The organism is Duganella sp. SG902, from assembly GCF_013376005.1.
In the GTDB taxonomy this organism is placed as follows: Bacteria; Pseudomonadota; Gammaproteobacteria; order Burkholderiales; family Burkholderiaceae_D; genus Rugamonas.
Map to the genome: position 1 here is coordinate 78,647 of NZ_JABMJK010000002.1, position 26,168 is coordinate 104,814.

A 26,168-nucleotide genomic window follows, 5' to 3' on the forward strand; every position below is an offset into this window, starting at 1 on the left:
GCAGAGCTCGTGTAGAAATGGAGGACCTGACCCCGGAGTTGTATCGATTGGTAAGCAGGCGAGCTTGGGCAAGTCTCTGCTGGTATCATGCCGGCGGCCTGATTTCCGGGCCGCCGTGTTTAATCAGGTACAATCAGCAGTTGGCATGCTGATAATGATAATATGTTTTCCTTCCTACTGAGCTTTATCGCTTCGGCGCTGCTGACCCTGTTGGTGATTAAAGAAGCGAGATTGCACGGTCCGGCGCTCGATTCCGATTTCAACGGCGTGCAAAAAGTGCACGTTCATAACGTGGCCCGCATCGGCGGCCTGTCCATCTTCCTGTCGGTGGCACTGAGCTCGGCGATCTCCATCTGGCGCGTGCCGGTGATGAGTGAGTGGTTGCTCTCGCTGCTGGCCTGCTCGGCGGTGGCGTTTATCGGCGGCATCGTTGAAGACTATACCGGCCGCGTCAGCCCGCTGCGCCGCCTGCTGCTGACCATGGCCGCCGCCACGCTCGGCTATTTCCTGCTGGACGCCCGCATCGACCGCCTCGACTGGGCGTTCTCGGCCTGGACCCTGCCGTATATGTGGGTGACATTGCCCCTCACCGTGCTGGCGGTGGCCGGGATTGCCAATGCCGTCAACATCATTGACGGCTTTAACGGCCTGGCCAGCGTGGTGTGCATCTGCATGCTGCTGTCGCTCGGCTACGTGGCCTTGCAGGTCAACGATATGTTCGTGCTGATCGCCGCGCTGATGGTGGCCGGCGCCACCGCCGGCTTCCTGATCTGGAATTATCCGGTCGGCCTGATTTTCCTCGGCGACGGCGGCGCCTATTTCATCGGCTTCATGCTGGGCGAGCTGGCCTTGCTGCTGGTGATGCGCAATCCTCAGGTGTCCACCTGGTATGCCGCGTTGCTGCTGATCTACCCGGCGTTTGAAACCCTGTTTTCCGTATATCGCCGCATGTTTGTGCGCGGTAAGTCGCCGGCCATGCCGGACGGCATCCACCTGCACAGCCTGATCTTCCGCCGCGTGGTGCAGTGGGCCGTGGGCCGCAAGGAGGCGCGCGCCCTGATCCGCCGCAACTCGCTGACCTCGCCCTACCTGTGGCTGTTCTCGCTGATGGCGGTGATCCCGGCCACCGTGTTCTGGCGCCACACCTGGGTGTTGATGCTGTCCTGTATCATGTTTATCGGCAGCTACATCTGGATTTACGTGCGCATCGTGCGCTTCAAGGCGCCGCGCTGGATGATCAGGCACAAGAAACACTGATATACACTAACCCTCCGCTCTTACACACTATGGTTACTCTATCCAAGACGATTTTCAAAGCTTACGACATCCGCGGCATCATCGATAAAACCCTGGACGCCGGCGTGGCGTACCAGATCGGCGCCGCGTTTGGCCGTGCCGCGCTGGCCAAGGGCGAGAAGAAAGTGGTGATCGGCCGCGACGGCCGCCTGTCCGGCCCGGCGCTGATCAAGGCGCTGGCCGAAGGCCTGCAGTCGTCCGGCGTGGACGTGATCGACCTGGGCGTGGTGGCCACCCCGATGGTGTACTTCGGCACCAATGTGCTGGGCGCGGCCTCGGGCATCATGGTCACCGGCAGCCACAATCCGCCGGACTACAACGGCTTCAAGATGGTGCTGGCCGGCGAGGCGATCCACGGCGAGGCCATCACCGGCCTGTATGACAGCATCCTGGCGCACGACGGCTCCTCGGCGGCCACGCCGGGCGCCTACAGCACCCATGACATCCGCGCGCAGTACCTGCAACGCATCATCGGCGACGTGAAGATCGCGCGCCCGATCAAGATCGCCGTCGATTGCGGCAACGGCGTGGCCGGCGCGTTTGCCGGCGACCTGTATCGCGGCATGGGCTGCGAGGTGATCGAGCTGTTCTGCGAAGTGGATGGCAATTTCCCGAACCACCACCCGGACCCCGCGCATCCGGAAAACCTGCAGGACCTGATCCGCTGCCTGCGGGAGAGCGACGCCGAGATCGGCCTGGCCTTCGACGGCGACGGCGACCGCCTCGGCCTGGTCACCAAGGACGGCCAGATCATCTTCCCGGACCGCCAGATGATGCTGTTCGCCGGCGACGTCCTGTCGCGCAACCCGGGCGCGGAGATCCTGTACGACGTGAAGTGCACGCGCCACCTCGCGCCTTACATCGAAAAGGCCGGCGGCAAGCCGCTGATGTACAAGACCGGCCACTCGCTGGTCAAGGCCAAGCTGAAGGAAACCGGTTCGCCGCTGGGCGGCGAGATGAGCGGCCATATCTTCTTCAAGGACCGCTGGTACGGCTTCGACGACGGCCTGTACGCCGGCGCCCGCATGCTGGAAATCCTGACCAGGGAAAAAGATCCGTCGGCGCTGCTGAACGCCCTGCCGCAGTCGGACAGCACGCCCGAGCTGCACCTGCACCTGAAGGAAGGCGAGAACTTCGCGCTGATGGACAAGCTGCGCGCCGACGCCACGTTCCCCGGCAATGAGCGCATCATCACCATCGACGGCCTGCGTGTGGAATACGCCGACGGTTTCGGCCTGGCGCGTTCGTCCAACACCACGCCGGTGATCGTGATGCGTTTTGAAGCCGAGACGCCGGCCGCGCTGGCGCGCATCCAGGGCCAGTTCCGCGACGTGATCCTGGCCGCCAAGCCGGACGCGGAACTGCCGTTCTAAGGTCATGACGCGGCCCCTGAACATCCTGCTGGTGCGCGTCTCCTCGCTGGGAGACGTGCTGCACAACATGCCCATGGTGGCCGACATCGCCCGCCACTTCCCGAACGCGAACATCGACTGGGTGGTGGAGGAGGGCTTTGTCAGCCTGGTGCGCCTGAACGCGCGCGTGCGCAACGTGATTCCGTTCGCGCTGCGGCGCTGGCGCAAGAGTCTCGGCAAGGCGGAGACGCGGGCCGAGATCAAGACCTTCTTCCGCACCCTGCGCCAACAGGAGTACGACTACGTGTTCGACACCCAGGGTCTGCTCAAGACCGGCATCATCATGGGCGCCGCGCGCGTGGTGAAGGGCGGGCGCAAGGTGGGCCTGGCCAACGGCAGCGAGGGTTCCGGCTACGAGGGCATCTCGCGCATTTTCCATAACCTGAGCATTCCGACCGATCCGCGCACGCACGCGGTGGCGCGCGGCCGCATCGTGGCCGGCGCGGCGCTCGGCTACGCGGTCGATACGCCGGCCGATTTCGGCCTGCCCGCTGTGCCGGATGATACGCCGCGCCCGGAGTGGATGCCAGAGACGTACGCGGTCTACTTCCACGGCACGGCGCGCGACGCCAAGAAGTGGTCGATTGAAAACTGGATCGCCCTGGGGCGCGAGCTGGCGCCGATGCCGATCCTGCTGCCATGGGGCTCGCCGAAAGAAAAGGCGGAGGCGGAGCGGATCGCCGCCGGCCTGCCGAATGCGCGCGTGCTGCCCAAGCTGTCGATGGCCGATGCCATCATGGTGGCGCGCCGCGCATCGCTGGTGATCGGCGTGGACACGGGGCTGGTGCACATCGCGGCCGCCTTCGTGCGGCCGACGGTGGAGATCTATGCCGATTCGCCGCGCTGGAAGACCGAGGGCAACTGGTCGCCGCGCATCATCAACCTGGGCGATCAGGGCACGCCGCCATCGGTGGCGGAGGTGCTGACGGCGGCCCGGAGTCTGCTGGGCTGACCATGCGAGCGCTTTATTCCCTGATGTGGTGGCTGGCCTTGCCGCTGGTGCTCACGCGCCTGTGGCTGCGCGGCCGCCAGGAGCCGGGCTACCGCCAGCACTGGGCCGAGCGTCTCGGCTTCTACGGCCGCGCCACACCCGCCTCCGGCCCGGTGCTGTGGGTGCACGCGGTGTCGGTGGGCGAAACGCGCGCCGCCGAGCCGCTGGTCGACGCCTTGCTGGCCGCCTATCCCGACAGCCGTATCGTCCTCACCCACATGACGCCCACCGGCCGCGCCACCGGCAAGGCCTTGTTTGCCAGGCATGGCGAGCGCCTGCGGCAATCGTACCTGCCTTACGACACGGCCGGCATGGTGGCGCGCTTCATCCGCCACTTCCAGCCGCGTGTGTGCATCCTGATGGAGACCGAGGTCTGGCCCAACCTGATCGCGGTCTGCGGCGCCCACAAGGTGCCGGTGGTGCTGGCCAACGCCCGCCTGTCGGAGCGCTCGCTGCGCAAGGCGACGCGCTTTGGCGCCTTGCTGACCGACGCCGCGCGCGGCATCTCGCTGGTGGCGGCCCAGACCGAGGCCGACGCCCAGCGCGTCCGCTCGCTGGGCGTGCGGCGTGTGGAAGTCACGGGCAGCATCAAATTCGACGTGGTGGTGCCGGAAGCCGCGCTGGCCATCGGCGCCGCGCTGCGCGCCGCCATCGGCCCCCGTCCGGTGCTGCTGTGCGCCTCGACGCGTGAAGGCGAGGAGGATCTCATCCTGCCGGCCTTCACGGCCGCCCGCGCCACGCTGCCGGCCGACATCCTGCTGCTGATCGTCCCGCGTCACCCGCAGCGTTTCGATGAGGTGGAAAAGATGATCGTCGCCCAAGGCCTCGTGGTCGAGCGCCGCAGCAAACTGGCGCTGGACGGCGGCAAGCTGCAAGCCGACGTGCTGCTGGGTGACTCCATGGGGGAAATGTTCGCCTACTACGCCGCCTGCGACGTCGCCTTCGTCGGCGGCAGCCTGATGCCGCTGGGCGGCCAGAACCTGATTGAACCGGCAGCGTTGGGCAAGCCGGTCCTGATCGGCCAGCACACCTTCAATTTCGAACTGGTCACGGAAGACGCGCTGGCCGCCGGCGGCGCTCAGCGCGTTGCCGACGCCGACGCGTTGATGGCGGCCGCGGCCCGCTTGCTGAGCGACGCGGCCGCCCGCGAAACCATGGGCTTGAACGCCCAGTCGTTCGCCAACCAGCACCGCGGCGCCACGCGCCGCACGCTGGCCCTGCTGCGAGACCTGATCTAAGAAGGCGTCAGCCGCCGCCGATGCCTTCCGTCACCACGCCGGTACCGCCGCAGTTGGGGCACGGGGCGCCGTCACCGTCGTCCTCATCAAGCAGGCGCCCTGTACCTTGGCAGACAGGGCAGACATCTTCGCCAGTGCCCGGCGTGCCGGGCTCAGCTTCATCACCAGGATTCATGGCAACCTCGCAGTACAGGAATGTGCAGCCATTCTGACACGAGCGGGGCACCAACCCGCGCGCGTTACGGCGCGGAATGAATCCCTTGCGCTTGATGTAGATCGCCCCTTGTACCCATGGAGCGACTGCGCGAAGCAAAACAAGCAGCAGAGTATGACGCTTGGGTTCGCCAGCAAATACAAGAAGCACTGGACGAACCTCGCCCCGGCATCCCCCACTCCGCGGTAAAGAAAAAGTTCGCAGCACGGCGGGCGGCACTTTTGAAGAAGCTGGCCAAGGCATGAGCCATGAATGCCCGCTGGACGCGCCGTGCAGAGCGTGACCGGGCGCAGATATTTGACTATATCGACACCTCATCCACACACGACGTAACTTCCCTTGAGATTTTCTGTGGCCGCGAGTCTTATCATCTAAGCCAGAGTGTTTGTTTTCTCCAACGATCGTCGTCAACAATTCCTGTGCAGCTCTCCTCAGATTTATGGGAACAGCACAGGGAGTTCCTGAGAGCGCTTGCGGAGGAGGTTTTTGGCTTCTTCGTATTCGGGGTAGATCAGGCCGACCGTGTCCCAGAATTGCTGGCTGTGGTTCATTTCCAGGATGTGCGACAGCTCGTGCGCCACCACGTAGTCGATCAGCGGCAGCGAGAAGTAGATCAGTTTCCAGTTCAGGCGGATCTTGCGGTCCACCGTGCACGAGCCCCAGCGGGTGCCGGCCGACGACAGGCCGAACGAGTGATAGCGCACGCCCAGCCGTCCGGCATATAAATCCAGCCGTTCCTCGAACAGGGTTTTGGCCTGCTGCTGATACCACGTCTGCACGCGGTTTTTCAGCAGTTCCTCGCTGGCGCCCGGCACCAGCGTCACCCACAGCTCGCGCGTGTTCGGGTTGTAGATGCTGCGATTACGTCCGCCGACCAGCAGCCGCAGGGTGATGTCGGCGCCCAGATACGGCAGCTGCGCGCCGTCCACCCATTCCACCGGCGGCTTCTCCAGCCGCGCCGCGCGGCGTTCGCGCCGCTCCTTCAGCTTGCTCAGTATCCAGTGCTGCTTGGTGCGGATCGCTTCGTCGATTTCGGCGATGCTGACGCGCTTCGGCGCCGTCACGCGCAGGCCATCGTCGTCGATCATGAAGCCGATCGAACGCCGCGTCGAGCGGCGCAGTTCATATTCCAGGATGAATTCACCGACCATCAATTGCCGGCGCGGCGGCTGGTCGCTTGGCGGTGTGACGAGAGGACGTGTCTTGACTGGGACTGCCGTTTCCGGCGGCGTGACGTAGGGGGAAACGGGTGGTGGGTTTTTCGCGCTGGCCGGCGTGGGTGGAACGGACCATACCGGCGTGGTGTACACCGGCTTGGGCCCCTCCCGTGCGAACAGGTCCGGCTGATTCGGATCTGGCGACGCCGGTTTCACGGCGGTCGCCAGGTCGTCTAGCCAGCGTTGTAAGCGTGGGGCGAAATGACGCGCATTTCTGATTCGATCCAATTTTCCACCTGTTGCATCATGCCGTCCGGCGTCTGGCCTTCGGGCGAAATCGGCTTACCTATCGATACTGTAACAAGACCGGGGCGTTTGATGAAAGAGTTTTTTGGCCAGCATTCGCCGGAATTGTGCGCGATCGGCACCACCACCGACCCGGTCTCGATCGCCAGGCGCGTGCCGCCGCTTTTGTACTTGCCCGCTTTGCCGACCGGGATGCGCGTCCCTTCCGGGAACATGATAATCCAAAGGCCCTGGGCCAGCCGGCGCTTGCCGTGGCGGACCACTTCCTGGAAGGCGTTCTTGCCCTGTTTGCGGTCGATCGGAATCATGCGCAGCAGCGCCATCGCCCAGCCGAAGAAGGGAATGTACAGGATCTCCCGCTTAAACACGAATACCAATGGACGCGGCATGTTCGGCAGCAGGAAGATGGTTTCCCACGCCGACTGGTGCTTGGACAGCAGGATGGCCTGCGCATCCGGCAGGTTTTCGCGGCCGCGTACTTCATAGCGGATTCCGCAGATCACCTTCAGGCACCAGATGATGAAGACGTTCCAGCGTGAGGTGATGAAGAAACGCTGGCGGTAAGGCAGCGGCGACGCCGCGAAGCAGACGAGGGACCACAAGACGGTCGACACCACCATCACGATGGTGAAGATCAGGGAACGCAGGAACAAAATGGGATGACCCAATGCAGACTCCAAAAAACTGTTTAGCTGACGATGTGCAGCGCCGGCGGGGTGCTGGTTTTCAGCAGGTGGGTGACCATCGCCGCCAGATCCGGGAACACCATGGTGCCCGGCGGCAGGCCGCCGGTGGCCTGGGTCTTTTCCCCTTTGCCGGTCAGGACCAGGTACGGCACGCAGCCGCTCACATAGCCCGCCTGCAGGTCGCGCAGCGAATCGCCGACCACCGGCACGCCTTTCAGGCTGATTTTATAGCGCTGCGAGATTTCTGTGAACATGCCCGGCTTGGGCTTGCGGCAGTCGCAGTTGTCGGCCGCCGCGTGCGGGCAGAAAAACACCGCGTCGATGTCCGCGCCCACTTGCTGCGCCAGGTTGTGCATCTTCTGGTGGATGGCGTTGAGGATGGTCATGTCGAACAACTCGCGGGCGATGCCCGACTGGTTCGACGCCACCACCACCCGGTAGCCGGCCTGGTTCAGACGGGCGATGGCCTCCATCGAGCCGGGGATGGGGATCCACTCCGCCGGCGATTTGATGAAGTCCGGCGAGTCGTGGTTGATCACGCCGTCCCGATCCAGGATGACCAGCTTCATGGACGGCGCGCCCATTTATACCGCCAGCTTGGAGATGTCGGCCACGCGGTTCATCATCCCGTGCAGGGACGACAGCAGCGCCAGACGGTTGTTGCGCAGGGCGACATCTTCGGCCATGACCATGACGTCGTTGAAGAAGGCGTCGACCTCGTTCTTCAGCTGGGCCAGCGTTTTTAGCGTGCCGGCGAAGTCGCCCTGGTTGAAGGCGGCGTCGATTTCCGGCAGCACGCGCACCACGGCGGCGTTCAGGTTCACCTCCGCCGCGTCCTTCAGCAGCGCCACGTTGACGCCATGTTCGCCAACGGCGGCCAGGGCTTCCTCGTTCTTCTTCAGGATGTTGGTGATGCGCTTGTTGGCGGCGGCCAGCGAGGCCGATTCCGGCAGCGCGGCGAAGGCTTGCACGGCTTCCAGGCGCTGCACGATGTCGTCCAGGCGGTCCGGGTTCTGCGCCACCACGGCTTCGATCTCGTTGACCGAGAAGCCGCGCTCGCGCAGGATGCCGCGCAGGCGGTCGAACATGAAGGCGGCGACGTCGGCGCTCGGGTCCTTGAAGCCGGCGACGTTGGTGAACTGTTTGGCCGCATCGGCCAGCAGGCCGGAGATCGACAGCGACAGGCGCTTCTCGATCAGCATGCGCAGCACGCCCAGCGCGTGGCGGCGCAGCGCGAACGGGTCTTTGTCGCCGGTCGGCTGCAGGCCGATGGCCCAGATGCCGACCAGCGTTTCCAGCTTGTCGGCCAGCGCCACGGCGGTGCCGGTGACGGTCGATGGCAGGGCGTCGCCGGCGAAACGCGGCTGGTAGTGCTCCGAGGCCGCCAGCGCGACGTCTTCCTTCTCGCCGTCGTTGCGGGCGTAATAGGTGCCCATGATGCCTTGCAGCTCAGGGAACTCGCCCACCATGTCGGTCAGCAGGTCGGCCTTCGACAGGCGCGCGGCGCGCTCGGTCAGCGCAACGTCGGCGCCCAGCTTGGCGGCGATGGCGCCGGCCAGCGCGGTCACACGCTCGCTGCGTTCGGCCTGGGTGCCCAGCTTGTTGTGGTACACGACGTTCTTCAACAGCGGCAGACGCGATTCCAGGGTTTTCTTCTTGTCTTGCTCGAAGAAGAACTTGGCGTCGGACAGGCGCGGACGCACCACGCGCTCGTTGCCGTCGATGATGGCGGCCGGCGTGTCGGTGGCGATGTTGGAGACGATCAGGAAGCGCGAGCGCAGCTTGCCGTTGGTGTCGGTCAGCGCGAAGTATTTCTGGTTGGTCTGCATGGTGAGGATCAGGCATTCCTGCGGCACGGCCAGGAATTCCTCCTCGAACTTGCATTCGTAGACCACCGGCCATTCGACCAGCGCGGCCACTTCGTCCAGCAGGGCTTCCGGCATCAGCACCTTGTCGGCGCCGGCCTTGGCCAGCAGCTCGGCGCGGATCTGTTCCTTGCGCTCTTCCACCGAGGCCAGCACCTTGCCTTGCTCTTTCAGCGTGGCGGCGTAGGCGTCGGCGTCGGCGATGGTGACGGCGCGCTTGCCCGGCGCGGTCAGGAAGCGGTGGCCCTCGGTGACGTTGGTGCCGGTCAGGCCGAGCAGGGTCAGCGGCAGCACGGCGTCGCCATGCAGGGCGACTAGCGCGTGGGCCGGGCGCACGAATTGCACGGTGGCGCCATCCGGACGCTGGTAGCTCATCACTTTAGGAATCGGCAGCTTGGCGACCGAGTCTTCCAGCGCGGCTTGCAGGCCGGCTTGCAGCGCGCTGCCGGCTGCCGTGTAGGTGTAGAAGAAGCTTTCGGCCTTGCCGTCCTGCGCGCGTTCCAGATCGGCCACGGTCAGGTTGGGGAAGCCCAGTGCGGCCAGCTTTTTAGCCAGCGGCGGCGTGCCGTTGCCGTTGGCGTCCAGCGCCACGGAAACCGGCAGCACTTTTTCGCGGATCGATTTGTCCGGCGAGGTGGCGCGCACCTTGGTGATGGACACGGCCAGGCGGCGCGGCGTGGCGTAGGCGGTGGCGACGCTGTCGGCTTCCAGGAAGTCGCGCGATTTCAGGCCGTTGACGATGCCGTCCGCGAAAGCCTTGCCCAGTTTGGCGAGCGCCTTCGGCGGCAGTTCTTCGGTCAGCAGTTCGATGAGCAGAGTTTGAGTCATATCGTTTATATCGTTTATTCAGCTGCGGCGGGGGCCATCGGGAAACCGAGGCGCTCACGCGAGTCGTAGTAGGCTTGGGCGACAAGGCGCGACAGCGCGCGCACACGGCCGATGTAGGCGGCGCGCTCGGTCACGGAGATGGCGCCGCGCGCGTCCAGCAGGTTGAAGCTGTGCGAGGCCTTCATGATCTGCTCATAGGCCGGCAGCGTCAGCTGCGCTTCGATCAGGCGCTTGGCTTCCGATTCGTGGTTGTTAAACTGCGAGAACAGCAGCTCGGTGTTCGAATGCTCGAAGTTGTAGGCCGATTGCTCGACTTCGTTCTGGTGGAATACGTCGCCGTATTTCAGGACTTTAGTCTCTCCGTTTTCTTCCCAGGTGGTCCACACCAGGTCGTACATGTTTTCCACACCCTGCAGGTACATGGCCAGACGCTCGACGCCGTAGGTGATCTCGCCCAGCACCGGCTTGCAATCGAGGCCGCCGACTTGCTGGAAGTAGGTGAACTGCGTCACTTCCATGCCGTTCAGCCAGACTTCCCAACCGAGGCCCCAGGCGCCCAGCGTCGGCGATTCCCAGTCGTCTTCCACGAAGCGGACGTCGTTTTGCTTCAGGTCCAGGCCCAGCGCCTCCAGCGAACCCAGATACAGGTCGAGGATGTTTTCCGGCGCCGGCTTCATCACCACCTGGTACTGGTAGTAGTGCTGGCCGCGGTTCGGGTTCTCGCCGTAACGGCCGTCTTTCGGGCGGCGCGACGGCTGGACGTAGGCGGCGCGCCAAGGCTCAGGGCCGATCGCGCGCAGGAATGTGCCGGTGTGGAAGGTGCCGGCGCCCACTTCCATGTCGTATGGCTGGAGCAGGGCGCAGCCTTGCTTGTCCCAGTAGGTTTGCAAGGTCAGGATAATTTGTTGAAATGTCAGCATCTTTTGTCAGTCGGTGGCGCGCCCGGGCAAGGGCCGGCGGGCGCGCGGTTGCAGTTTCGCTAAAGCGATGATTTTAGCGGGTTAAGCGGCTTTTGGCTGGTTTTTTGAGCGCTTTGCCCAAAACCACGCGCCCGCCAGGGATAGGGCGGTCAGGGCCAGGAACAGCTTGTTGCCCCAGATGATGTAGGGCGTGCTGCCGGCCATGCCCTGCACGGTGGCGGCCAGCGTGCCGAAGGTGTTTACCGGCAGCTGTTGCACCACCTTGCCCTCGCCATTGATGATGGCGGTGGCCCCGGTATTGGTCGCCCGCAGCATGGGGCGGCCGGTTTCCAGGCTGCGCATCTGCGAGATCTGCAGATGCTGCGGAATGGCGATGGTGTCGCCAAACCAGGCCAGGTTGGAGGTATTCAGCAGCATGGTGGCCGGCTTCTGGTCCAGCGCCGGGCGGTTCAGCTGGGCGGCGATTTCCTCACCAAACAAGTCTTCGTAGCAGATATTCGGCAGCACGCGCTGGTCCTTGATGGGGAACGCCGGCTGGATCTCGCGGCCGCTGGTCATGTCGCCCAGCGGGATCGACATCAGGTTGACGAACCAGCGGAAGCCGTAGGGGATGAATTCGCCATACGGCACCAGGTGGTGCTTGTCGTAGCGGTAGTAGCCCGAGCCCAGCTTGGCCGGGATGCCGATCACGCTGTTGAAATAGGCGGTCTGGCTGTCGGCGGTGAAGATGCCGAGGATCAGGTTGCTGTTCGTTTTATTTAAGAACTGCGCGATGCCGGGCAGGTAGTCCGGCGGCAGTTGCTGCGGCAAGGTGATGATGGCGGTTTCCGGGGTGGCGATCAGGTCGGCGGGGGCGGCGGTGATGGCGTCCTGGTACAGCTTCATGGTGGTGACGATCTTGGCGCCGTTGAACTTCTCGTCCTGCGGGATATTCCCTTGCAGCAGGCGCACCGAGATCGGCTTGCCTTCCGGGTAGGTCCATTGCAGGAAGCCCAGGCCCGCACCGGCCACGCAGATGGTCACCGCCAGGGCGGCCGCGCGCAGGCGCGAGCGGTGCAGCAGCAACAGCAGGGCGCCTGCGATCACGGCGGCCAACCAGCCGAGGCCGTACACCCCGATGACGGGCGCGAACCCGGCCAGCGGGCTGTGATTGTGGGCGTAGCCCGACGACAGCCACGGGAAGCCGGTAAACAGCCAGCCGCGCACCCATTCGAACAGCGCCCACACGGCCGGGAACACCAGCAGGTTGGCGGCCGGCAGCGGCAGCGTCCAGCGCTGGCGCAGCCACCATGCGGTGCCCATGGCCAGCGCGCCGTACACGCCCATGGCGGCGCCCAGCAGCAGCACGGCCAGCGCGGCCAGCGGCGCCGGCATGCCGCCATAGGTATGCATGGAAACGTACAGCCAATGCACGCCGGCGGCGGTCCAGCCGGCCACGAAGGCCCAGCCGATCAGCGCGGCGGACTTGACGCTGGTGCTGCGCAGCACCTGATAGAACAGCGTGGCGAGGCCGAGGATCTCCAGCGGCCACCAGCCGAACGGCGCGAACGCGAACACGCACAGCGCGCCGGCCAGGCCGGTGATGAGCATGCGTCCTCGGGTCGAGCGTTGCGGCTTGGGTGGATCGTTGGGGTTGGTGCGGCGAAAACGCATTATGCGTCGTCGCCGTGGTCGGGGGCGGGCGGCAGTTTTTCCACCGTCAGCACATGGATCTGGCGGGCGTCGGCGCGCAGCACTTCGAAGCGCAGGCCTTCGTAGTCGAACACGTCGCCCTTGTGGGCCATGCGGCCCAGGTGCTTGGCGACCAGGCCGCCGATGGTGTCGGCGTCGTCCTCGGGCAGCGCGGTGTCCAGTTCCTCGTTGAATTGCTCGATCTCGGTCAGCGCCTTGATGCGCCAGCGCGGGCCGTGCTGACCTTCGCGGATGGACAGGATGTTGTCTTCTTCCTCGTCGAAATCGTACTCGTCCTCGATGTCGCCGACGATTTGTTCCAGCACGTCCTCGATGGTGATCAGGCCGGCCACGCCGCTGTATTCATCGACCACGATGGCCATGTGGTTGTGGTTGGCGCGGAAATCGCGCAGCAGCACGTTCAGGCGTTTCGATTCCGGGATGAAGATGGCCGGGCGCAGCATGTCGCGCACGTCGAACGATTCCTCGGCGTAGTAGCGCAGCAGGTCCTTGGCCAGCAGGATGCCGATCACCTTGTCGCGCTCGCCCTCGATGGCGGGGAAGCGCGAGTGGGCGGTGGCCAGCACCAGCGGCAGCCAGTCCTCGATCGGCTTGGAAATGTCGATCACGTCCATCTGCGAGCGCGGGATCATGATGTCGCGGGCGGACAGGTCGGAGACCTGGAACACGCCCTCGATCATCGACAGGGCGTCGGCATCGATCAGATTGCGTTCGTGGGCGTCGTGCAGAACTTCGAGCAGCTCCGAGCGGTTCTCGGGCTCAGGGGAAATCAGGGCGGTCAGTCGTTCAAACAATGACCTGTGGGGTTTAGCGTCAGTCTTGACGCTACTAGAGTGCTCTTGCATGGCAGGCGTAAAGCCGTTGTTTCGAAGGGGTATAGCATACACCAAATGGCAGGGCGGGGCCGTTTTTGTCAAAAAGACAGCTTCAAGGTGGCGCGGTTTGCGGCAGCTCAGAGCCCGTAGTTCGCTCGCGGTGGATAGTAGGGAGATTCCTTTTGCATGGCGGATTGCCTATGTTCGCGGGATCTATTCGAAGCATCAATCGCCGTCGTGGCACCATGAACTGCGTCAACTGCGCTGTGGCAACTGACGCCATGTTGGCAGGCAGGCCGGCAAGTGCGTTGCTCGGAGACTATGCGCGGATCTCTATCCTTGAACAGATTTTTGGCGCAAAATTCAGTCAACCTTGCGATATTCTCAGCGTGTCGCAGGCTTTGTTAGCGGCAGGCACCGGTAGTCGTGCGATCGTATTTGGTGCGAGAAGCGGAGATATCGGTCACGTTTTTAACGCGATGAATCAGGCCGGCGTCATTCGCTTCTTGGATGGACAAACAGGTGCCGCCGCAGTATTGGATGACTTTGTCGATTTTCGTTTTTTGAGGACAGGGTAATGGACACGATTAGCCGTAGTGCTGCGCTGCAGATTGCACAAGCGAAAGTGCATGAACTTGCCTCCGCTGCCGGTGATGATTTTGCGCTCCAGCCGAATCACACGCGGGAAATTGAACAGGGATGGGTGTTTTTCTTTAATTCTGCGGAATATGTCCGAACTGGAAATTATATCCATGCATTAGCGGGAAATGGTCCGTTGCTCGTGCTGCGAAATGGCAATGTCGTTATGCTGCCGAGCGCGGTGCCGTGGGAGGGCGTTGTCAGTGAAATGGCTCGCCCGGCCGGGGGGCGGGCGGCCTGAAGTTATTCGGCGTAGGGATCGGCGTAGCCGAGTTCGGCCAGGATCTCGGTTTCGATGCCTTCCATCTCGGCCGCTTCCTCGTCGTCCTCGTGGTCGTAGCCCTGGGCGTGCAGCACGCCGTGGACGATCAGGTGGGCGGTGTGCTCTTCCACCGTTTTCTTTTGCTCGGCCGCCTCCTTCTCCAGCACGTCGGTGCACAGGATGATGTCGGCCTGGGTCGGCGCGTCTTCCGGCAGTTCTTCCTCGCCTTCGTTGTAGGCGAAGGTCAGCACGTTGGTGGCGTAGTCCTTGCCGCGGTATTCGCGGTTCAGGGTCTGGCCTTCCTCGGCGTCGACGAAGCGGATGGTCAGCTCGGCCGGCGCGAACAGGGCGGCTTGCACCCATTTGCGGATTTTCGGACGGGTAATCGTTTCTTGCAGGCGGGGATCGGCGTATTGCACCGACAGCGTCAATTTATTTTTTGCGGACATTTTTGAGAGCCGTGGCTTTGAGGAGGGGGGCGATTTCCGCCTCGTGGTTGTGGGCGGTTTCGTAGGCGTCGACGATGCGCGCCACCAGCGGATGGCGCACCACGTCCTCGCTGGTGAAGTGGCTGAAGGCCATGCCGCGCACCTCCTTCAGCACCTGGATGGCGTCCACCAGGCCGCTTTTCTGGCTCTTGTGCAGGTCGACCTGGGTGACGTCGCCCGTCACCACGGCCTTGCTGCCGAAGCCGATGCGGGTCAGGAACATCTTCATCTGCTCGACCGTGGTGTTTTGCGCCTCGTCGAGGATGACGAAGGCGTGGTTCAGGGTGCGCCCGCGCATATAGGCCAGCGGGGCGATCTCGATCACCTGCTTCTCGAACATCTTCTGGGTGCGGTCGAAGCCCAGCAGGTCGTACAGGGCGTCGTACAGCGGGCGCAGGTAGGGATCGACCTTTTGCGACAGATCGCCCGGCAGGAAGCCCAGGCGCTCGCCGGCCTCCACCGCCGGACGGGTCAGGATGATGCGCTTGACGGCGTCGCGCTCCAGCGCGTCGACCGCGCAGGCCACCGCCAGGTAGGTCTTGCCGGTGCCGGCCGGGCCGACGCCGAAGCTGATGTCGTGTTCGAGGATGTTGCGCAGGTAGCGGATCTGGTGCGGCGTGCGGCCGCGCAGGTCGGCGCGGCGGGTTTTCAGCACCGGGCTGTTGATGTCGATCTCGACCGCCGGCACGGTCTCCACCTTGCGCGGCTTGGCCGGGCGGCCGGCCGGCGCCTCGTCCTCGGCGTCCGGCGCCAGCGCGGCGATATTGCCGGCGTGCATGCTGGCGCGCTGCTCGACCAGCGCCAGCTGCACCTCCTCGATCGGCACGATCTTGTTGGCGATGGCGTAGAAGTGGTCGAGGATCTCGACCGCGCGTTCGGCGTTGTGGCCGCTGACGATGAATTTCTCGCCGCGGCGGAAGATGGTGACGTCCAGCGCGGCGGAAATCTGGCGCAGGTTTTCGTCGAGCGGGCCGCACAAATGGGCCAGGCGCGCGTTATCGAGCGGCTCGGGGATGAAATAGTGCGGCTGGACGGGGGTTTTGGTTTTCAATGGCATGCTTTTAGGAGAAGGCCGCGGCAACGGCACAGGCGATAGTTTATCGTAATTTGCCAGCGCCGGCGCCTTTGCACTACAGTAGAGGTATGGCTATCAACGTCACCAACGCGCCGCGGCCCGACCCGGTGCAAACCAATCTGCGCGAAACCCGCGCCAACCGTGCCGAGCAGCGCAGCGAGCAGGCCACGGAGACCCGGCGCGCCCAGCAGGACAACCGCGCCGGCAAGGACGAGGCCGCCACCCGGCGGCGCGTCGAGCAAAACAATGAGGCCACGCGCAGCCAGGCGCGCGCCAACGACGAGGCCGCCGCCGCCGAGCGCCGCGCCGCCCAGCAGGCCGACAAAAAAGCCGACAGCCAGCGCCGCGACAGCGAAAAAACGCTGGGCCGCAACATCGACACCACCGCCTGACTTCCCCGGTTTTGTTTGCGGAAATTTCTTGCGTGCGACACTCTCCGGTCCCATGTGATGAAATAGCATTGTTGCTAAGGTTTCTAGCTTCTGATTGATGCCGAACAATCTTAGCGCGGTGCGCGCTGGTATCTTGCACAAACAGCAAGGCGCAAGTCTAAGTTTTGCTTAAGTTCAGACCAGCACTATCTGTTCACCCCAACCAATGAGGAAAATCATGGCACATCATGCTCTCGCATCACAGGAAAGCTACAACCCCAACCATCTGCTGGATATCTTGCTGGGCAAGATGCAGCTGAAAAACGATGCCGCGCTGTCGCGCCTGCTGGAAGTCGCGCCGCCGGTCATCAGCAAGATCCGCCACCACCGCCTGCCGGTCGGCGCCTCGCTGCTGATCCGCATGCACGAAGTGACCGGCATGAGCATCCGCGACCTGCGCGACCTGATGGGCGACCGCCGCACCAAGTATCGCCTGTCCGACGCCCAGGGCCGCCCAAAGCCGGAAGACCGTCCAGCCACCGACAAGGCCCAGGCCGGAAGCGCGGCACATCATTGATGCGCGCGCCGCGCGAGCGCCTGCCGTGCCGGGCATGACCCCGGACGGCAGGCCGCCACTTCAGGTCAGCAGCACCATCGAGATTTCTTCGTATTGCAGTTCCGTCTCGCGGAACAGTTGCAGATAAATTTCCTCATCGAGGCCGAGCGCCGTCCAGGCCACGGTCGAGACCGGCGGAACCAGATCGTCCTTCACCTGCGCCAGATCGAGCGCGTGCACGATGGCGTCGGCCACGTGGATGATGGCCGCCAAAAAGCCCGCGCCCGGCGCCTCCGGGTCGTGGTGGCCGCCGATGGCCAGCCGCATGGTGTCCGAAAAATTCCAGTGTTCCGCCAGCGCCAGGCCGGCCTCGACGTGATCGACGCCCAGCACCGCCCGTTCCGCCTCCAGCAGGTAGCAGTCCTGTCGCGCGCGCCAGGCGATGGTCTGCGCGTACTGCTCCGGGAAGCAGGACACCAGCACCAGCCGGCCGATGTCGTGCAGCAGCCCGGCCGTGAAGGCGTAGTCCTGGTTGAAGCGCATCTGGCGCGCCAGCACCTTGGCGCAGGCCGCGGTGGCGATCGAATGGCGCCAGAACGCCTTGTGGTCGAAGCCGGGGCAGTGGCCCTCCGTGAAGCAGCCGGTCACGGCCGCCGCCGTGATCAGGTTGCGCGTGGTCTGGAAGCCCAGATAGGTGATCGCCTGCTGGATGGTGGTGACCTTGACCTGCAGGCCGTACAGCGAGGAATTGGCCAGGCGCAGGGTCTTGGCGGTCAGCGCCTGGTCGTGCGAGACCTTTTTGGCCAGCACCGAGATATCGACGTCGTCCTGGTCTATGCTGTTGAGCAGCTCCATCACCACCGCCGGCAGCGAGGGCAAATCGTCCAGCGTGCGCACCACGTCGTCGTAGCTAAGGGTATTACTCATGTTCCGGCGTCTCCTCTACGCCCAGGCGGAAGTCGGTGACGAAGCGGCGCAGCGTGGCGGTGGCCCAGTCGCTGCCGCTGTCGGGATCGTTCTTGCGGAACAGCTGGGCCAGGCGCGCCTCGTGGTGGTGCAGCGTGGCCGCCACCGCCTCCGGCGTCACCTCCTCCTTCACGATGGGCAGCACGGCGATGCCGTGGCGCGGCATCAGCGCCAGCATGGCCTCGGTCAGCACCGTGCCTTGCGGCAGCAGCACATTGCCCTGCACATCGAGCAGCACGTCGGACAGGACCATGCCCGGCCGCACCTCCGCCAGCGCCAGATGATGATAATTGCCTGTCATACCGCCTCCTGCTTGCTTCCTGATCTATATTTCCTGATATTACCATTGTCTTGCCAAGACGCAGCCCATACCGTACATTGGGGCGTTGCCGTCAAATCCATGTTGTCGGGAGATTGCTGAATGTTTGGTATTCAAGGCCGCTTGACGCTGCTGTTCGTGGTCATCGTGACGCTGGTGCTGGGGATTTCCGGCACCTACGCGCAGTACAGCCTCGGCCATGAACTCGAGGTCAGCAGCCAGCGCCTGCGCCAGGGCGTGCTGACGCGCCTGCAAACCAGCCTGCCGTCGGCGCTGTGGGACCTCGACAAGGCCAAGGTCGACAACATCGTGGCGGCCGAGATGATGCCGCCCGAGCTGGTCTCGATCCGCGTCTACGACACCTCGGTCGGCCTGTTCTCGGGCAAGCTGCGCAACGAGAACGGCACCATCACCTCGATCGAGAACGACGCCGCCGTCGGCGGCACGCCGGTGGTGGCCGACCTGGCCTACCGCGATTCCGGCGCGGCCGGCGCCTCGCTCAAGCCGGTGATCGTGGGCCGCGTGGTGGTCAACTTCAGCCGCGCGCAGATCGACGCCACCCTGGCCGCCGAGGTGCGCCGCAAGGTGACCGAGGTGCTGCTGCTGGACCTGATCCTGGTGGCGGCGCTGGCGCTGTCGCTGCGCATCGTGTTCGATCCGCTCAAGCGCCTGCGCGACGGCCTGTTCGACCTGGCCACGCGCGGCAGCGACGAGGTGGAGGAATTGCCGGACAACCGTCACGACGAGCTGGGCGAGGTGATCCGCGGCTTCAACGCCATCCAGCGCAAGATCAAGTCCAACATCCAGCGCATCCGCGAGGCCGAGGACGAGGCGCGCAAGTCGGCCCAGGCCACCGCCAAGGCCATGGACGATCTGCGCCGCACCCAGGAATCGTTGCTGCAGGCCGAGCGCCTGGCCTCGCTGGGCGGGCTGGTGGCCGGCGTCGCGCACGAGATCAACACCCCGGTCGGCATCGCCCTGACCAGCGCCTCGGTGCTGATGGAGGCCACCGAGAAGGTGCAGGCCTCGGTCGAGGGCGGCAACATCAAGAAATCCGACATCACGCGCTACCTGGAGACGGCCTCCGAAAGCACGCGCCTGATCATGAACAACGCCTACCGCGCGGCGCACCTGATCCACAGCTTCAAGCAGATCGCGGTCGACCAGGTCAGCGAGGCGCGCCGCCGCTTCGAATTGCGCGATTATATTAACGAGGTGGTGTCCAGCCTGCAGCCCAAGCTGAAGAAGACCCGCATCACGGTCAGCATCGCCTGCCCGCCGGACATCATGCTCGACAGCTATCCGGGCGCGCTGGCGCAGGTGATCACCAACCTGACCCTGAACTGCGTCGAGCACGCGTTCGAGCCGGACGACGAGGGCCGCATCGTCATCGGCGTGGCCCAGCAGGGCGACTGGATCGAAATGCAGGTGACCGACAACGGCAAGGGCATCCCGCCCGACATGCTGGACAAGGTGTTCGACCCGTTCGTCACCACGCGGCGCGGCCAGGGCGGCACCGGCCTCGGGCTGAACATCGTGTTCAACCTGATCGCCAAGCAGTTCGGCGGCAGCATCACCGTCTCCAGCGTGCTGGGGCAGGGCGCCAGTTTCGTGCTGCGCATGCCGTGCGTGACGCCGACCGACGACAACGGCCTGCACGCCGACACCCGGCTGCACGCCTGAACCAGACACCAGAGGAGGGGAATCATGCCCACCATCACCGGCGAATTCACCGTGACCATGCAGCCGGAGGCCATGTCGGCGGTGGCGGCCGACAGCGGCATCGGCCGCATGTCACTGGACAAACACTACCAGGGCGCGCTGCAGGCCCATGGCAAGGGCGAGATGCTGGCGTACATGGACCGCGCGCTCGGTTCCGGCGTGTACGTGGCGGTCGAACGCGTGACTGGGCAGGTGGAGGGCCGTGACGGCAGCTTCCTGTTCCACCACACCGGCGTCATGACGCGCGGCGCGCCCGGCCTGGACGTGGCGGTGGTGCCGGACTCCGGCACCGGCCAGCTGGCCGGCATCAGCGGCAGGCTGAACATCCGCATCGAGGGCGGCAAGCATTACTACGACTTCGACTACACGCTGCCTGCAGGGCATGAATAAGGACACGCTCAAGGGGGTGCTGATCCTGCTGGGCGTGGCGCTGGCGGTGGCCTTGTTTTGCGTGGTGGCCACCGACAACGGCTGGCAAAAGCTGTGGTGCGTGCTGCGCGCGCTGGCGCATGGGGTATCGCTCAGCAATATCCGCGCCGTGTGCCTGTAAAAAAAAATCCAGCGCGCGGCTGGATTTTTGATGGGCTGGGCTTGCTGCTCAGTCCGAGAATTTTTCTGAGCCCTGGCGGCGGCGCGAGGCAAAGCCGAGTACGACCAAACCGAGCATCAGCATGACGAAGGTTTGTGGTTCCGGCACCGGCGTGGCCGGTTCGGTTTGAGGCTGCTGTTTCGGATCGGCCGGCGGCAAGCCGTTTTGTTCGGCTTCGTTAGGCTTGGCGGCAGGCGCGGAGATGCCACACGGCGTAGGGTCGTTGGCTTCGCAATGCGCGAGTACAATTGTTGCAGGCGCAACATTGTCCTGCGCCACCGGTGCAGCAGGCTTGGCCTGCACGGCGCCGGCAAGGCTAATGGCAAGTAATGCGGTCGAGATCAAAGAGAAAACTTTCACGATTACACTCCTGGCGTTGTTTTGAACAGAAGTTAAGGTCGGTTTAATGCGGTAACTGTAAAATCCCGGCGCAGGCGTCTAACACTTGCTACCGTTCTGATATTAAATCATATCCCGTAACATATTGCCATCTCTTTTTCTCCCGGAACAACGATTTTTTGCGCCGCAACAACACCCGCCGGCCGATAGCCAGTGGCGCAGATGATTTACAACTTTTCAACAATTAAATTCTATGCACACGCGCGCTTATCAGATGATTTGCACATATACAGCGAAAATTCGATTGACTTCCGGCTTGGCCGCCGCCGTGCTGCTGGCCGGCTGCGCCAGTGGCGGCAAACCCGCCGGCACGCTTTCCACGGGCCTGCTGGAGGCGGACAACCCGCAAGTCCTGCTGCTGGGCGAGGTGCATGATAACGCCGAAGGCCACAAGCTGCGCTACGAATTGCTGCGCCAGCGTGTGGAGGCCGGCTGGCGGCCGGTCCTGGTCATGGAGCAATTCGACCGCGAGAACCAGGACCTGCTCACCAAGGCGCAAAAAGGCTGCCTGGACGCCCAGTGCGTGATCCGCGTGGCCGGCGGTGCGCGCTGGGATTGGCAACTGTATTATCCTGTGATCCAGCTGGCGCTGGACCACCAGTTGGCGCTGGTGGCCGGCAACCTGTCGCGCGCCGATGCCTCGCGCGTGGTGCGCGACGGCGTGGCCTCGAGTTTCGACCCGCAAAGCGTCAAGGAGTACAAGCTGGACCAGCCATTGCCGGCGGCGGTGGTCGGCGCGCAGCAACAGGAAATCATGGCCGGGCATTGCAATATGCTGCCGGAGATGATGGCGGGCGGCATGGTCAACGCCCAGGTGGCGCGCGACGTCTGGATGGCCAGGATCATCCGCGACCAGTTGCCCAGGGACGTGGTGCTCATCGCCGGCAACGGCCACGTGCGCAAGGACATCGGCGTGGGCTACTGGCTGCGCCAGGTGGCGCCCGCGCTCAAGGTGCGCAGCGTCGGCTTTATCGAGGGCGGCGGCAACGGCGGCCGCTATGACAGCATCCAGACCGTGGCGCCGCAAACGCGCGACGATCCCTGCAAACAGGTTAAGAAATGAAGACACGCTACATCCCCGAGGCGCCGCGGCGCGCCGAGATCGACGCCCTGCCGGGCGCGGTGTTGCTGGAGTTTGGCGCCAACTGGTGCGGCCACTGCATGGCGGCGCAGGCGCCGCTGGAGCAGGCTTTCCAGGGCCACGACGGCGTCGTCCACTACAAGGTGGAGGACGGCCCCGGCCGGCCGCTGGGGCGCTCGTTCCGCGTCAAGCTGTGGCCGACGCTGATCTTCCTGCGCGACGGCCAGGAGGTGGCGCGCCTGGTGCGGCCGTTGAAAGCGGACGACATCTCCGCGGCGTTTGCGCAAATCGACGCCTAGACAAGCTTGGCAATCCTGCAAGGTGGTGTGTATGATGGCCCGCACACCACAATCAGCAGGAGCGTCCAGCATGAGTCAGCCCAAGACCAATTCGGCGGCCACGGTATTGTTTGCCAGCCTGATCGGCACCACCATCGAGTTCTTCGACTTCTACATCTACGCCACCGCCGCCGTGCTGGTGTTCCCCAAGCTGTTCTTCCCCGCCAGCGATCCCGCCGCCGCCACCCTGCAGTCGCTGGCCACGTTCGCCATCGCCTTCTTCGCGCGCCCGGTCGGCTCGGCCGTGTTCGGCCACTTCGGCGACCGCATCGGCCGCAAGGCCACGCTGGTGGCGGCGCTGCTGACCATGGGGATTTCCACCGTGGTGATCGGCCTGCTGCCGACCTACGCCGCGATCGGCACGCTGGCGCCGGCGCTGCTGGCGCTGTGCCGCTTCGGCCAGGGCCTGGGCCTGGGCGGCGAGTGGGGCGGGGCGGTGCTGCTGGCCACCGAGAACGCGCCGCCGGGCAAGCGCGCCTGGTACGGCATGTTCCCGCAGCTGGGCGCGCCGATCGGCTTCTTCCTGTCGGGCGGCATCTTCCTGCTGCTGAGCCAGGTGCTGAGCGACGCCGAGTTCTTCAGCTACGGCTGGCGCATCCCGTTCCTGGCCAGCTCGCTGCTGGTGATCGTCGGCCTGTACATCCGTCTGAAAATCCATGAGACGCCGGACTTCCAGAAGGTGCTGGACAAGAACGAGCGCGTCAAGGTGCCGGTGCTCACCGTGTGGAACCAGCACGGCCGCGCGCTGGTGCTGGGCACGCTGATCGCGCTGGCCACCTTCGTGCTGTTCTACCTGATGACGGTGTTCGCGCTGAGCTGGGGCACCAGCGCGCTGAAATTCTCGCGCAAGGACTTCCTGATCCTGCAGCTGTTCGCGGTGCTGTTCTTCGCGCTGACGATTCCGTTCTCGGCCATCTGGGCCGACCGCAAGGGCCGCCGCACCACCCTGATCTGGGTCTCGGCCGCGATCGCCGTGTTCGGCCTGGCGATGGCGCCGATGTTCGGCTCGGGCGACGCCACCCAGGTGACCATCTTCCTGTCGGTGGGCCTGGGCCTGATGGGCCTGACCTACGGCCCGCTGGGCACCATCCTGTCCGAGCTGTTCCCGGCCGAGGTGCGCTACACCGGCGCCTCGCTGACCTTCAACCTGGCCGGCATCCTGGGCGCCTCGCTGGCGCCGTACGCCGCCACCTGGCTGGCGACCAACCTCGGTTTGCAGTACGTGGGCTATTATCTGTCGGGCGCCGCGCTGATCAGCCTGGTGGCCCTGCTTTTGGTGAAAACCAAATAAGTCATCGTACAACAATGGCGGGGCAAGCGGTTGATTCTGCTTGCCTCCGCCGTTTTATGGTTGTACGATGACATACGACTAAAGCATGATCTCGTGGAGACCGAGAGATCATCACCATAACCACACAATAAGTGATGCCATGAACCTGAGCGAGCCCGTCAATGCGCAAGCGGTGGCCCAATCCGTCGGTAAATACCGCTGGACCATCTGCGCCCTGTTGTTTTTTGCCACCACCGTCAACTACCTGGACCGCCAGGTCCTGAGCCTGCTGGCGCCGGCGCTGTCGACCGAATTCGGCTGGAGTAACACCGACTACGCCAACATCGCCGCCGCCTTCCAGTTCGTCTACGCCATCTCGATGCTGTTCGCCGGCCGCGTGGTCGACAAGATCGGCACCAAGGCCGCCTACGTGGTGGCGATCACCGTCTGGTCGCTGGGCGCGCTGCTGCACGCGGCCTCGGTGCCGGTGGGCGAGATGACGGTGGCCCTGTTCGGGCTGGCGGTGGCGCCATCCATCGTCGGCTTCATGATTTCGCGCGCGGTGCTGGCGGTGGGCGAGGCCGGCAACTTCCCGGCCGCCATCAAGGCCACCGCCGAATACTTCCCGAAGAAGGAGCGCTCCTTCGCCACCGGCATCTTCAACTCCGGCGCCAACGTCGGCGCCATCCTGGCGCCGATCACGGTGCCGGTGCTGGCCGCGATCTGGGGCTGGCAGGCGGCCTTCATCATGATCGGCATGCTGGGCTTCATCTGGATGGCCGTGTGGCTGTGGCTGTACGACAAGCCGGAACAGCAAACCCGCCTGTCGGCCGCCGAGCTGGCCTACATCCGCAGCGACGCCCCGGCCCCGGCGCCGGCCAGCGCGGGCGCGCCGGAGAACAAGGTGTCGTGGTTCCAGCTGTTGAAGTATCGCCAGACCTGGGCCTTCGCCTTCGGCAAATTCATGACCGACGGCGTGTGGTGGTTCTTCCTGTTCTGGCTGCCGACCTATCTGTCGGCGCAGTACGGCATGAAGGGCGAGGCCATCGTGATCCCGCTGGCCGTGCTGTACAGCATGACCATGATCGGCTCCATCGGCGGCGGCTGGTTCCCCAGCTACTTCATGTCGCGCGGCTACGCGCCGTATGACGGCCGCATGAAAGCCATGCTGATGATCGCCTTCTTCCCGCTGGTGGTGCTGCTGGCGCAGCCGCTGGGCGCGATCAGCTACTGGGTGCCGGTGCTGCTGATCGGCGTGGGCGCGTCGGCGCACCAGGCCTGGTCGGCCAACATCTTCACCACCGTGTCCGACATGTTCCCGCAAAAGTCGGTGGCGTCGGTGATCGGCATCGGCGGCATGGCCGGCGGCATCGGCGGCGTGGCGCTGACCAAGCTCGGTGGCTGGGTGTTCGACTACTACAAAAAGCTCAACGATATCGGCACCGGCTACATGATCATGTTCGGCATCTGCGCGCTGGCCTACCTGGCCGCCTGGCTGGTGATGAAGGCGCTGGTGCCGCGCCACAAGGAAATCACCGACCTGTGATGCGCCCGACACTCCTGGCCGCGCTGCTCGCGGCCTGCGCCCCCGCCTGCGCCGGCATTCAGGTGGAGGCCTATGGCGTCACGCAGGCCGGCCAGCCGGTGCAAAAGGTGACGCTGGAGAACGCGCGCGGCATGCGGCTGGCTTACATCGACTACGGCGCCACGCTGGTGCGGGCCGAGGTGGCCGACAGCAAGGGCCGGCGCCGTAACGTCATCCTCAGCCTGCCGGACCTGGCCGCGTTCGAGAAAACGCGCGGCCGTTATGGCGCCATCCTCGGCCGCTATGCGGGCCGCATCGGCGGCGCCAGCTACACGCTGGATGGCAAGACCGTGCGGCTGACCGCCAACTACCGCGGCGTGTTCCTGCACGGCGACCCCGATCCTTACGACAAGCGCGTATGGCGGCGCGAGGATTTCAGCGACGCCGAGTCGCTCGGCTCCATCTACCGCCTGCACAGCCCCGACGGCGACCAGAACTTCCCCGGCGCGATGGACATCAGCGTCACCTACCGGCTGCTGCGCGACAGCGACGAATTCCGCATCGAGTACGAGGCGCGCACCAGCGCGCCCACGGTGCATAACCTGACCAATCACGTCTACTTTAACCTGGCGGGCGCCGCCGCCAACACGCTGCAAGAGCACCGCTTCCAGATCGCGGCCGACCGCTATCTGGAGACCGACGCGCTGCGCGTGCCGACCGGCACGGTGTTGCCGGTCGAGGGCACGCCGTTCGACTTCCGCGCGGCGGCCAGCGTGCATGAGCGCCTGCCGGCCGTTCCCGGCGGCTATGACCACAGCCTGCTGTTCTCCAAGCCCGTGGGCGCGTATGCGCCGGTGGCGACGGTGTGGGGCGGCGGCATCCGCATGGAGGTCAGCACCAGCGAGCCGTCGGTGCAGCTGTACACCGTCAACGGCTTTGACGGCAAGGAGATCGGCGGCGAGGGCGTGGGTTACCAGCGCCACGGCGCGTTTGCCTTTGAAACCCAGCATTTGCCGGACAGTCCCAACCACGCCAACTTCCCCAGCACCGCCCTGTACCCGGGCCAGGTGTTCCATTCCCGCACCAGCTTCCGGTTTGCGGCTGACTAGTCAGTCATGCCGTCATGATAAGATTGTCGCTTTGGCGCA

At 64.6% G+C, this 26,168-nt stretch carries 29 protein-coding genes; 17 read left to right on the forward strand and 12 right to left on the reverse strand.

Features of this window, described 5'->3' with window-relative positions; translation table 11 throughout:
• Positions 1–162 precede the first annotated feature (162 nt).
• From FHW83_RS03840 to FHW83_RS31260, 5 genes are all read left to right on the forward strand, one after another.
• Entirely contained in the window at positions 163–1,257 is a 1,095-nt protein-coding gene (locus tag FHW83_RS03840) for a glycosyltransferase family 4 protein (protein WP_176645049.1), read from the forward strand.
• A 29-nt stretch (positions 1,258–1,286) separates the two neighbouring features.
• Positions 1,287–2,669, forward strand: coding sequence for a phosphomannomutase/phosphoglucomutase (locus FHW83_RS03845; protein WP_176645050.1), 1,383 nt, complete (start codon positions 1,287–1,289; stop codon positions 2,667–2,669).
• A 4-nt stretch (positions 2,670–2,673) separates the two neighbouring features.
• A complete protein-coding gene (gene waaC, locus FHW83_RS03850) occupies positions 2,674–3,660 on the forward strand; it encodes a lipopolysaccharide heptosyltransferase I (protein WP_176645051.1) in 987 nt (328 codons plus the stop codon).
• Positions 3,661–3,662: 2 nt separating this feature from the next.
• On the forward strand, positions 3,663–4,937 hold the full coding sequence (gene waaA / locus FHW83_RS03855) for a lipid IV(A) 3-deoxy-D-manno-octulosonic acid transferase (protein WP_176645052.1): 1,275 nt from the start codon (positions 3,663–3,665) through the stop codon (positions 4,935–4,937).
• 291 nt (positions 4,938–5,228) lie between these two features.
• Entirely contained in the window at positions 5,229–5,396 is a 168-nt protein-coding gene (locus tag FHW83_RS31260) for a hypothetical protein (RefSeq protein ID WP_373997161.1), read from the forward strand.
• 192 nt (positions 5,397–5,588) lie between these two features.
• Here FHW83_RS31260 and FHW83_RS03860 read toward each other — a convergent pair whose 3' ends face one another.
• The 7 genes from FHW83_RS03860 to FHW83_RS03890 all read right to left on the reverse strand — a co-directional run bounded on the left by FHW83_RS03860 (position 5,589) and on the right by FHW83_RS03890 (position 13,450).
• The gene (locus FHW83_RS03860; RefSeq protein ID WP_176645053.1) at positions 5,589–6,524 is read right to left on the reverse strand and encodes a YgjP-like metallopeptidase domain-containing protein; all 936 of its coding nucleotides are present in this window, start codon (positions 6,522–6,524) and stop codon (positions 5,589–5,591) included.
• A gap of 17 nt (positions 6,525–6,541) precedes the next feature.
• On the reverse strand, positions 6,542–7,234 hold the full coding sequence (locus FHW83_RS03865; protein ID WP_373997170.1) for a lysophospholipid acyltransferase family protein: 693 nt from the start codon (positions 7,232–7,234) through the stop codon (positions 6,542–6,544).
• 68 nt (positions 7,235–7,302) lie between these two features.
• On the reverse strand, positions 7,303–7,869 hold the full coding sequence (gmhB, locus tag FHW83_RS03870; RefSeq protein WP_176645055.1) for a D-glycero-beta-D-manno-heptose 1,7-bisphosphate 7-phosphatase: 567 nt from the start codon (positions 7,867–7,869) through the stop codon (positions 7,303–7,305).
• Positions 7,870–7,884: 15 nt separating this feature from the next.
• A complete protein-coding gene (glyS, locus tag FHW83_RS03875) occupies positions 7,885–9,993 on the reverse strand; it encodes a glycine--tRNA ligase subunit beta (protein WP_176645056.1) in 2,109 nt (702 codons plus the stop codon).
• Positions 9,994–10,007: 14 nt separating this feature from the next.
• The gene (glyQ, locus tag FHW83_RS03880; RefSeq protein ID WP_176645057.1) at positions 10,008–10,913 is read right to left on the reverse strand and encodes a glycine--tRNA ligase subunit alpha; all 906 of its coding nucleotides are present in this window, start codon (positions 10,911–10,913) and stop codon (positions 10,008–10,010) included.
• 81 nt (positions 10,914–10,994) lie between these two features.
• Entirely contained in the window at positions 10,995–12,566 is a 1,572-nt protein-coding gene (lnt, locus tag FHW83_RS03885; protein WP_176645058.1) for an apolipoprotein N-acyltransferase, read from the reverse strand.
• Entirely contained in the window at positions 12,566–13,450 is an 885-nt protein-coding gene (locus tag FHW83_RS03890; protein WP_176645059.1) for an HlyC/CorC family transporter, read from the reverse strand. The genes lnt and FHW83_RS03890 overlap by 1 nt, the downstream gene beginning before the upstream one ends.
• 170 nt (positions 13,451–13,620) lie before the next feature.
• Here FHW83_RS03890 and FHW83_RS03895 point away from each other — a divergent pair, with 170 nt between their 5' ends.
• Complete coding sequence (locus FHW83_RS03895; protein ID WP_176645060.1) at positions 13,621–13,998, forward strand: toxin glutamine deamidase domain-containing protein; 378 nt, start codon at positions 13,621–13,623, stop codon at positions 13,996–13,998.
• Positions 13,998–14,300, forward strand: coding sequence for a YrhB domain-containing protein (locus FHW83_RS03900; protein WP_176645061.1), 303 nt, complete (start codon positions 13,998–14,000; stop codon positions 14,298–14,300). Before FHW83_RS03895 ends, FHW83_RS03900 begins: the two co-directional genes overlap by 1 nt.
• 2 nt (positions 14,301–14,302) lie before the next feature.
• Here FHW83_RS03900 and ybeY read toward each other — a convergent pair whose 3' ends face one another.
• Together ybeY and FHW83_RS03910 are read right to left on the reverse strand one after the other, a co-directional pair.
• Entirely contained in the window at positions 14,303–14,770 is a 468-nt protein-coding gene (ybeY, locus tag FHW83_RS03905) for an rRNA maturation RNase YbeY (protein WP_176645062.1), read from the reverse strand.
• Positions 14,754–15,860, reverse strand: a complete 1,107-nt coding sequence (locus FHW83_RS03910; RefSeq protein WP_176645063.1) for a PhoH family protein — start codon at positions 15,858–15,860, stop codon at positions 14,754–14,756. Before FHW83_RS03910 ends, ybeY begins: the two co-directional genes overlap by 17 nt.
• Before the next feature lie 92 nt (positions 15,861–15,952).
• Between FHW83_RS03910 and FHW83_RS03915 the strand changes: the two genes are divergently transcribed.
• Both FHW83_RS03915 and FHW83_RS03920 read left to right on the forward strand, forming a co-directional pair.
• The gene (locus FHW83_RS03915) at positions 15,953–16,276 is read left to right on the forward strand and encodes a hypothetical protein (RefSeq protein ID WP_176645064.1); all 324 of its coding nucleotides are present in this window, start codon (positions 15,953–15,955) and stop codon (positions 16,274–16,276) included.
• A 217-nt stretch (positions 16,277–16,493) separates the two neighbouring features.
• Positions 16,494–16,832 (forward strand): hypothetical protein, encoded by a 339-nt coding sequence (locus tag FHW83_RS03920; protein WP_176645065.1) that lies wholly within the window; start codon positions 16,494–16,496, stop codon positions 16,830–16,832.
• A gap of 60 nt (positions 16,833–16,892) precedes the next feature.
• Here FHW83_RS03920 and FHW83_RS03925 read toward each other — a convergent pair whose 3' ends face one another.
• Complete coding sequence (locus tag FHW83_RS03925; RefSeq protein ID WP_176645066.1) at positions 16,893–17,738, reverse strand: HDOD domain-containing protein; 846 nt, start codon at positions 17,736–17,738, stop codon at positions 16,893–16,895.
• Entirely contained in the window at positions 17,731–18,078 is a 348-nt protein-coding gene (locus tag FHW83_RS03930) for a hypothetical protein (RefSeq protein WP_176645067.1), read from the reverse strand. The genes FHW83_RS03925 and FHW83_RS03930 overlap by 8 nt, the downstream gene beginning before the upstream one ends.
• 120 nt (positions 18,079–18,198) lie before the next feature.
• Here FHW83_RS03930 and FHW83_RS03935 point away from each other — a divergent pair, with 120 nt between their 5' ends.
• The 3 genes from FHW83_RS03935 to FHW83_RS03945 are packed head-to-tail and all read left to right on the forward strand — an operon-like array spanning position 18,199 to position 20,368.
• The gene (locus FHW83_RS03935; RefSeq protein WP_176645068.1) at positions 18,199–19,779 is read left to right on the forward strand and encodes a sensor histidine kinase; all 1,581 of its coding nucleotides are present in this window, start codon (positions 18,199–18,201) and stop codon (positions 19,777–19,779) included.
• Positions 19,780–19,803: 24 nt separating this feature from the next.
• Positions 19,804–20,208: a DUF3224 domain-containing protein gene (locus FHW83_RS03940; RefSeq protein ID WP_176645069.1), complete on the forward strand. Its 405-nt coding sequence runs from the start codon at positions 19,804–19,806 to the stop codon at positions 20,206–20,208.
• Complete coding sequence (locus FHW83_RS03945; protein WP_176645070.1) at positions 20,201–20,368, forward strand: hypothetical protein; 168 nt, start codon at positions 20,201–20,203, stop codon at positions 20,366–20,368. Before FHW83_RS03940 ends, FHW83_RS03945 begins: the two co-directional genes overlap by 8 nt.
• A gap of 48 nt (positions 20,369–20,416) precedes the next feature.
• On the opposite strand, the gene FHW83_RS03950 is transcribed toward FHW83_RS03945, so the two are convergent.
• Positions 20,417–20,767, reverse strand: coding sequence for a PEP-CTERM sorting domain-containing protein (locus FHW83_RS03950; RefSeq protein ID WP_176645071.1), 351 nt, complete (start codon positions 20,765–20,767; stop codon positions 20,417–20,419).
• A 283-nt stretch (positions 20,768–21,050) separates the two neighbouring features.
• On the opposite strand from FHW83_RS03950, the gene FHW83_RS03955 reads away from it, so the two are divergent.
• The 5 genes from FHW83_RS03955 to FHW83_RS03975 all read left to right on the forward strand — a co-directional run bounded on the left by FHW83_RS03955 (position 21,051) and on the right by FHW83_RS03975 (position 26,129).
• Positions 21,051–21,869 (forward strand): ChaN family lipoprotein, encoded by an 819-nt coding sequence (locus FHW83_RS03955; RefSeq protein ID WP_229224010.1) that lies wholly within the window; start codon positions 21,051–21,053, stop codon positions 21,867–21,869.
• Positions 21,866–22,186, forward strand: a complete 321-nt coding sequence (locus FHW83_RS03960) for a thioredoxin family protein (protein WP_176645073.1) — start codon at positions 21,866–21,868, stop codon at positions 22,184–22,186. The genes FHW83_RS03955 and FHW83_RS03960 overlap by 4 nt, the downstream gene beginning before the upstream one ends.
• A 70-nt stretch (positions 22,187–22,256) precedes the next feature.
• A complete protein-coding gene (locus FHW83_RS03965) occupies positions 22,257–23,516 on the forward strand; it encodes an MFS transporter (RefSeq protein ID WP_176645074.1) in 1,260 nt (419 codons plus the stop codon).
• 139 nt (positions 23,517–23,655) lie between these two features.
• The gene (locus tag FHW83_RS03970) at positions 23,656–25,041 is read left to right on the forward strand and encodes an MFS transporter (RefSeq protein WP_176645075.1); all 1,386 of its coding nucleotides are present in this window, start codon (positions 23,656–23,658) and stop codon (positions 25,039–25,041) included.
• Positions 25,041–26,129 (forward strand): aldose epimerase family protein, encoded by a 1,089-nt coding sequence (locus FHW83_RS03975; RefSeq protein WP_176645076.1) that lies wholly within the window; start codon positions 25,041–25,043, stop codon positions 26,127–26,129. Before FHW83_RS03970 ends, FHW83_RS03975 begins: the two co-directional genes overlap by 1 nt.
• Positions 26,130–26,168 lie beyond the last annotated feature (39 nt).